The sequence below is a fragment of the Sphingomonas sp. genome (genome assembly GCF_048595155.1).
Taxonomy (GTDB): Bacteria; Pseudomonadota; Alphaproteobacteria; order Sphingomonadales; family Sphingomonadaceae; genus Sphingomonas_I.
Genome location: NZ_JBMDXN010000096.1, coordinates 1 through 7,313 on the forward strand (window position 1 = coordinate 1; position 7,313 = coordinate 7,313).

Annotated in this window: 7 protein-coding genes and 1 pseudogene; 2 read left to right on the plus strand and 6 right to left on the minus strand. The window is 66.6% G+C overall.

The window, feature by feature from the left end; genetic code table 11:
• The first annotated feature begins 13 nt into the window (after window positions 1-13).
• Window positions 14-430 carry a DUF1489 domain-containing protein gene (locus ACOJSI_RS14600; RefSeq protein WP_420139033.1) on the plus strand — a complete coding sequence of 139 codons (417 nt, stop codon included), beginning with the start codon at window positions 14-16 and terminating at the stop codon, window positions 428-430.
• A gap of 181 nt (window positions 431-611) precedes the next feature.
• On the opposite strand, the gene ACOJSI_RS14605 is transcribed toward ACOJSI_RS14600, so the two are convergent.
• The 6 genes from ACOJSI_RS14605 to ACOJSI_RS14630 all read right to left on the minus strand — a co-directional run bounded on the left by ACOJSI_RS14605 (window position 612) and on the right by ACOJSI_RS14630 (window position 6,449).
• Window positions 612-1,295, minus strand: coding sequence for a head GIN domain-containing protein (locus tag ACOJSI_RS14605; protein ID WP_420139027.1), 684 nt, complete (start codon window positions 1,293-1,295; stop codon window positions 612-614).
• Window positions 1,296-1,468: 173 nt separating this feature from the next.
• Window positions 1,469-2,005, minus strand: a complete 537-nt coding sequence (locus ACOJSI_RS14610; protein ID WP_420139028.1) for a CarD family transcriptional regulator — start codon at window positions 2,003-2,005, stop codon at window positions 1,469-1,471.
• Between the two features lie 243 nt (window positions 2,006-2,248).
• A complete protein-coding gene (gene fdxA / locus ACOJSI_RS14615; protein WP_420139029.1) occupies window positions 2,249-2,587 on the minus strand; it encodes a ferredoxin FdxA in 339 nt (112 codons plus the stop codon).
• Between the two features lie 48 nt (window positions 2,588-2,635).
• Entirely contained in the window at window positions 2,636-2,899 is a 264-nt protein-coding gene (locus ACOJSI_RS14620; protein WP_420139030.1) for an RNA-binding S4 domain-containing protein, read from the minus strand.
• A complete protein-coding gene (locus ACOJSI_RS14625) occupies window positions 2,900-5,416 on the minus strand; it encodes a helicase-related protein (protein ID WP_420139031.1) in 2,517 nt (838 codons plus the stop codon).
• A gap of 259 nt (window positions 5,417-5,675) precedes the next feature.
• On the minus strand, window positions 5,676-6,449 hold the full coding sequence (locus ACOJSI_RS14630; protein ID WP_420139032.1) for an alpha/beta fold hydrolase: 774 nt from the start codon (window positions 6,447-6,449) through the stop codon (window positions 5,676-5,678).
• Between the two features lie 272 nt (window positions 6,450-6,721).
• On the opposite strand from ACOJSI_RS14630, the pseudogene ACOJSI_RS14635 reads away from it, so the two are divergent.
• Window positions 6,722-7,313: pseudogene (locus ACOJSI_RS14635) on the plus strand (M23 family peptidase); the annotation flags it as partial.

The window sequence follows — 7,313 nt, forward strand, 5'->3', positions numbered from 1 at the left end:
GAACAGGCGCCAGATGGGGAATGTGCCCCTGCTTCACCTTACCAAAGTCGCCGTCGGCTGTTCGGACGCCGATCTGTTGCGCGAACGGCTAACCGGTCGGGCCGCGGCGGGCGAGACGTTCGTCACCACCCGCTACCGGCCGACCCGCCACACCGAGCTGATCGGCGGCTCGCTCTTCTGGATCATCAAGCACCAGCTGGTCGCACGCAGTCAGATTCTTCGCTTCGAGGAAGATGAGCGCGGCCATTGCCTGATCCGGCTGGAGGAAATGCTTGTGCCGGTGCGCGCGCGGCCCAAACGGGCGCACCAGGGCTGGCGCTATCTGGTCGAGGCGGATGCGCCGGCAGACCTGCTGGGCGACGAAACCGACGATCTTGCCGCCCTGCCCTCCAACCTCGTGCGCGAACTGGCCTCGCTGTACCTCTTATAGGTGCGCCTGCTCTTTAAATCGCATGATGAAGGTAGCGCGAATCGTTCGTCGAGTAGCGATCGAGCTTGTCGAGAGCGCGTATCGAGAGATCATCGCCACCGCCTCGATACGCTCTGCCGATAGCCCTACGGAGAACCAGCCCGCACCTCAGCACCAACGGATTGAGGTAAAGGCATCACGCTCAGCCGCACTTGACCTCGCCCGGCCCACTCCTCTGGATATTACACCGCGCCCCGCCCCGAATGCGGACATCGCCGGGGCCGGACACGCGCACGTCGGCGCTGTTGGTCACCGTCGCATCGACGCCGCCCGGGCCGCTGACCGTGACATTGGCCTGGCCCAGGCGAAGCTGTTCCGCATGGATATTGCCGGGACCCGACACGGTCATCACCGCGCGTGCCGCCCGGCCGGCGATGGCGATATCGCCGGGGCCGCTCAGCGAGAGCGTGACGCCGCTCGCGTCCAGCGCACCGACCTTCACATTGCCGGGTCCGGAGACATGGGCGCCGAAATCGCGGACGCGCACCGTATCGATCGTCACATTGCCCGGCCCAGACACGCGCGCCGACACCAGCGCCGGTACGGTCACGTCGATCCGCGCGCGAACGTTGGAACCCCAGCGCCAGCCCGAGAACCAGCCGCTCGATTTCGTGCCGATCCGCAACTCGCCCCCGCGATTGTCTAACTCGAGCCGCTTGATCGCCTCGTCGCTGCCGACGACATGCACGCCGGGTGCGCGTCCCGTGTGAACAAACACGTCGAACGGCGTGCTGTTCGTGATCCGATCGAAGCCGCCCCCGGTCGGAAAGGATCGCTCAGCGGCGGCGGCGGGCACGGCTGCCAGCAGCATAAGAGGTGCGATCATCAGCAGGCGGCGCATAACATTCCCCTCTCACTGTATTAACACAATGATACACCCCTGCACGGGGAAGCGTCAAGCGGCGTTGAAGGCCGCGGCATCCGCCCATCTGCACAGGACAAAAAGAAAGCGGCGCCCCTTCCGGGACGCCGCTTCCCTTGGTTTGAAGAAGCCGCCGCTTATGCAGCCGTGGCAGCAACCTTGTTATGGATCGCCGCCGCAGCGCGAAGGATATCCAAGATCTTCACCTGCGCGGTCGGCTCATCGACCGACTCCATCGCGGCCAGCTCACGGGCGAGCCGGCTGCACGCCGCTTCGAAGATCTGCCGCTCGGAATAGCTCTGCTCCGGCTGATCCTCGGCCCGGAACAGATCGCGGACCACTTCTGCGATCGACACGAGATCGCCCGAGTTGATCTTGGCTTCATATTCCTGGGCACGGCGCGACCACATGGTGCGCTTCACCTTGGGCTTGCCCTTCAACGTGGTCAGGGCGTCCGACATCTGGGCATTGGACGACAGCTTGCGCATGCCGACGCTTTCCGCCTTGTTGGTCGGAACGCGCAGCGTCATGCGCTCCTTTTCGAAACGAAGCACATACAGCTCGAGTTTCGTACCTGCGATTTCCTGGCTTTGCAGTTCGACCACCCGGCCAACACCATGCTTGGGATAAACGACATAATCGCCGACGACGAAGCTCAGCGCCTTTGCAGCCATTTATAGAGACCTTCCTGCTCAAGCGGACCGCGCGGCTCCGACAAGTCCGCTAAGAGCGGCCCGGCGGCAGCGGGGGCGGTTCGGGAAACATGATCCTTTGTGAAAACGCCCGCGCGGCGCTCACTTCTTGAGAAGCTATGTAACAGAATTACGACCGTAATGCCAGCTTTCCGTGGAAAGCCGGCATTTTGATAGCGGTTACCGTCCAGTTTGGCCGCAGTCGATGCTGCGAAGCGGCACGAATCAGTCGCCCTGGCCGGGCTCCGGCGAGAAATGCGATTCGAACTTGTCCGGCACGCCCTTCCATTCGTCCGCGTCGGCCGGCGCGTCGCGCTTGCGCGTGATGTTCGGCCACTGCGCGGAGAAGGTCGTATTCAGCTCCAGCCACTTTTCCAGCCCGTTCTCCGTATCGGGCAGAATCGCCTCGGCCGGGCATTCCGGCTCGCACACGCCGCAATCGATACATTCGCTCGGGTTGATGACGAGCATATTGTCGCCTTCGTAGAAGCAGTCCACCGGGCACACTTCCACGCAGTCCATATATTTACAGCGGATGCAGGCGTCGGTGACGACGTAAGTCATGGAAAGCTCCTCGGAAGCATGCGCGAATATGGCGGGCTCCCGGTGGCGTCAACCGGTCGCAGGCGGTGACAGGTCCGTATAACAGCCTTGTGCCTCCGCCGCAGGGCCGCGCCGCACCGGAATTGCCTCCACTCGCAGCACCCGGACGCGATCGTTCAGCGGGAAGGTCAGCACCATGCCGGGTCGCACATCGGTATGTGCCCGCTCGATCGGCCGGCTGTCGATCCGGACGTGGCCGCCCTCCACGATGCGCTGTGCCAGCGACCGGGTCTTCACCACGCGGGTGAAGAAGAGATATTTGTCGAGCCGCACCTAAAGGCGCAGCCCCGCCAGCGCGCCGAACGCATTGCCGGGCCGCTCTTTGACCGGCTTCTTCTTGGCCGGCGCCGGTGGACGCTTTCCTTTCCAGACCCACCCCTGATCGGCCGAACGGAAGCCGAGCGCGAGCATCAGCTGCGCGAAGCTCGGCGGCATCAATCCCAGCGAGGTCGCGAGCGCGGCGTCCGGCGTGAACGCGGCGCGGCCCGATCGTGCGTCATGCGCATTGCGCGCGAGCCGTTCGACCTGATCGACCCTGAGCATCTGTGCACCCAGCGGCCGGAAACCCGCCAGAACGAAGGCATGACAGGTCGCAACCTCCGCGGGTGTCGGTGCGGAGACGGCGCCGATCACCGGCAGGCCCGGCATCACCACGCCGTCCTGCGCGGCCGCGAGCGCGACCCGCCAGCGCGCCGCCTCCGGCTTGATCAAAGCCGGCATGAACACATCCAGCGTCCCGATCCGCAGGCCCAATTTATTGAGCGGGCCGCGCATATCCCGCTCCACCGCCGTCAGCACCTCTTCCAGCGCGCGCCGCGGCATAAGGCCGCCGGCCTGCGCCAGCGGGGCCAGCAAGGCGCGGATCGCCGCGGGCTGCGCGGGGTCGCGGGCCGCCGCGCTGATATCGATCAGCGGCCGCAGGTGGCGCGCCATCTGATCGTCCAGCCACACCTGCAGCCGCCGCACCACCGCCTGGCGATCGGCCGGGGTGAGCGCGTCCAAGGCCCGATGCAGCTCGATTCGCGGGCTCAGCAGATCCTTGCCCTTGGTCAGGCGTGCGACCACGTCGCCCTGCCAGAACAAGGCGACCGGGCGGCCGGCATCGGTTGCCAGGCTGAAGCCCGAATCCTCATCCACCGCAAGCGCCCGCGCCCGCTTGCCCAATTCCTCGCCCAGCCGCCGCTCGGCCGCGGCCATCAGCCTTTTCATGTCGCCATGGCGCGCGCGCGGGTCGGCCTTGAACCGGAACCCGATCAAGATGCCGATCGATTCGCCGTCCACGGTGACGCTGCCATCGGCCTCCACCTTCATCGGCAGCAGATCGGCCCCCTTGGCGCCCAGATCGCGCATCAGCACCGATGTTCGCCGGTCGACGAAGCGCTGGGTCAGGCGCTGATGCAGCGCATCCGATAATTTCTCTTCCAGCGTGCGCGTCCGCGCCGCCCAATGTTCGGGCTCGGCCAGCCAGTCCGGCCGGTGCGCGATATAGGCCCAGGTCCGCACCGCCGCGAGCCGGTCCGCCAGCGTCTCGACATCGCCCTGCGTCGTGTCCAGCCGCGCCAGCTCGTCCGCGAACCACGGCACCGGCAGATGCAGGTCGCCTTCGCTCAGATGCTTGAACACGCGCCCGACCAGCCGGCTGTGCGGCTCGGCCCCGGTCTTGCGGAAATCGGGCAGGCCGCAGGCATCCCACAGGCGGCGCACCGCCGATGGGCTGCGCGCCCGATCGCGCACCCAGCTTTCGTCCGCCAGCCGCTTCAGCACCGCCAGGTCGATCGCCTGCGGTGCCGCACGCAGCACCTGCGACGACGGCCGCCGCTCCAGCGCCGCGATCAGGCCGTCGATCGATCCCAGGTCCGGCTTGCCGTCGCGCCAATAGAGGTGGTCGATCGGCGGAAAGCGGTGCTCTTCGATCGCCAGGACCTCTTCGTCCTCGAATTGCGCCGAGGGGCCTTCCAGGCTGAGCGTCCCGAACGTGCCGTCGCGCTGGTGTCGCCCCGCGCGCCCGGCAATCTGCGCCATTTCGGACACCGTCAGGCGGCGGCTCTTGCGGCCGTCGAACTTGCGCAACGAGGCGAAGGCGACATGCGCCACGTCCATGTTGAGGCCCATGCCGATCGCGTCGGTCGCGACCAGATAATCCACTTCGCCGGCCTGGAACATGGCGACCTGCGCGTTGCGCGTGCGCGGCGACAGGGATCCCATGACCACCGCGGCACCGCCCCGCAGCCGGCGCAGCATCTCCGCCACCGCATAGACCTCCTCGGCAGAGAAGGCGACGACGACCGAGCGCTTGGGCAGACGCGACAATTTCGCCGGCCCCGCATAGGTCAGCGTGGAGAAGCGCGGCCGCGTGATGATCTCCGCATCGGGGGTCAAGGCGCGCAGCATCGGCCGCAGCGCCTCCGAACCGAGGATCATCGTCTCCTCGCGGCCCCGCGCGCGCAGCAGGCGATCGGTAAAGATATGGCCTCGCTCCGGATCGGCGCCAAGCTGCGCCTCGTCCAGGCCGACAAAGGCGAACTCCTTGTCGAGCGGCATGCTTTCCGCCGTGGTCAGGAACCAGCGCGCCTTGTCCGGCAGGATCTTCTCCTCGCCCGTGACAAGAGCAACCGACTCCGCCCCCTTGATCGCCACCACCCGATCATAGACTTCGCGGGCGAGCAGCCGCAGCGGGAAACCCAGCAGGCCGGACGAGTGACCGCACATGCGCTCGACCGCGAGATGGGTCTTGCCGGTGTTGGTCGGGCCGAGCACCGCGACCAGCGGTTGGGCGGCGAAGCGCGTCATGTCTTGGGCAAGATGGCGTAGCGGGCGGCAAAAGCAAGCGATGAGACGAGGCTGACGGGAGAATGCCGGCCGAACGGACCGCGCGCGGATCAGGCGATGGCAACCAGCTCGCACAGGATTGCGTCACGCGCGGCAATCAGCGCTGCCGCGATCGGCGGGTCGGATCGCGAATCTTGGCCGGTGATCAGCTCGCGATCCCCGATCACGTGAGGCGCGAAATCCTGCCCGGCGGTGACCTGGGCGCCCGCGAACAGCGGGGTTACTTCGCGGCGACGCTGGTCGCGGCGCGTTCGATGAAGGCCGCGACTTCGGCTGGATGCGTCAGCATCATGGCGTGCGGGCCGCCAATCTCGACCGTCGTGCCGCCCGCGCGCTTGGCCATCATCCGCAGGGTCGTGGGCGGGATCATGCGATCTTGGGACGCGATCATGAAGAAGCTCGGCTTGCTGCGCCACGCCGGCGTGTCGATCGGCGTTTCCACCGCGGGCATGCCCCATGGCACCTGCGCGATCGCCATGAAGTGGGTCAGGCGGGGGTCCACGCCCAGCGCGAATGCGTCCGGGAATTTGGCGGGATCGACCAGCAGCTGGCCGTCGCTCGGCGGCAGCAGCGGCGGGCCGGGCTCACCAGGCACCGGTTTGGTGGCGAGCTGGAAGACGGTCTCGCCGACATCGGGGGCGAAGGCGGAAAAGTAGACGAGCCGTTCCACCTTCGGATCGTTGCCCGCCTGCGTGATGACCGCCCCGCCATAGGAGTGGGCGACGAGGATGACCGGATGCCGGGCACGGGCGATTACCCGCTTGGTCTCGTCGACGTCGCCGGTCAGCGATGCGGTCGAATTCTGGACGACCAGCACTTCGTAACCGTGGCCCGTCAGGATTTCGTAGGTCGCTTGCCAGCCCGATCCGTCGACGAAGGCGCCATGCACCAGCACGATCGAGACCGGCTTCTCGGGCGGCTGCGCATGGGCGGCGCCCACGCCTGCCAGAGTCACCGTGAACAGCGAAAAGAGCGAACCGAGAAGGTAATTCATGACCTGTCTCCCATCGACTCTGATGAGCCGCGGGCTTTTTTATCAGGCCGGCGCCTCGAGAGGGGTAAAGCGCGGTAAAAAGTCGTGCCCGGCCGCGCTCTCTGTTGGCCATGGTTCCAATCTCTGACTCGCTTCGGCGGGAAAACGACTCATCTTATCGCAGCTGTCCGCGGTAAACATTCGGATTGATTGACTTTAACCGCGCTTATCCACAGTCCTGCCGCCTTGTCGGCGTTAGACCGACCCACTCAGGGCTCAAGACGGGGAACATCATGTACCTGCGGGAGAGCGACGGCTTCGTGAGCGCAGCTGGCGCAGCGACGCTGGCACCGACGCAGCCGGCGCATCGATTCCAACGGGGCGCCCTGCGCCGCGGGATCGAGCGCGCCGCCGATCTCGACATCGTGGTCGATCTCGGCACCCGCATCGGCAGCCGCGAATGGTGGCGTGGCCTCGCGACCTGCACCGCCCTGTGCGCGCTCGCCCTTTCCTTCGCACCCACAATGACCCCCGTGACCGGCACCGGCACGCCGCCCCTCGCACCCGCGCAGGAGCAGGAGATGCGGGCCGGCGCGATCGCGCCGTCGGCTTATGGGTCCGACACCGGACGCCGGCTGATCGCGACCAATCTGGTCGAACGGCTGGCGGACACGCCGGAGCGGCCGCAGGTGCAGGTCAGCGCGACCTTGGGAACAGGTGACGGCTTCGCCCGGGTACTGCAGCGCGCCGGTGTGGGCGAGGAGGAGGCAAAGTCCGTCGCCGCGATGGTGAAGGGCGATCTGGATGCGATCAAGGCGGGCACGAAGCTCGACATGATCCTCGGCCGCCGTCCCAACAAGTCGGTGGCACGCCCCCTCGATCATC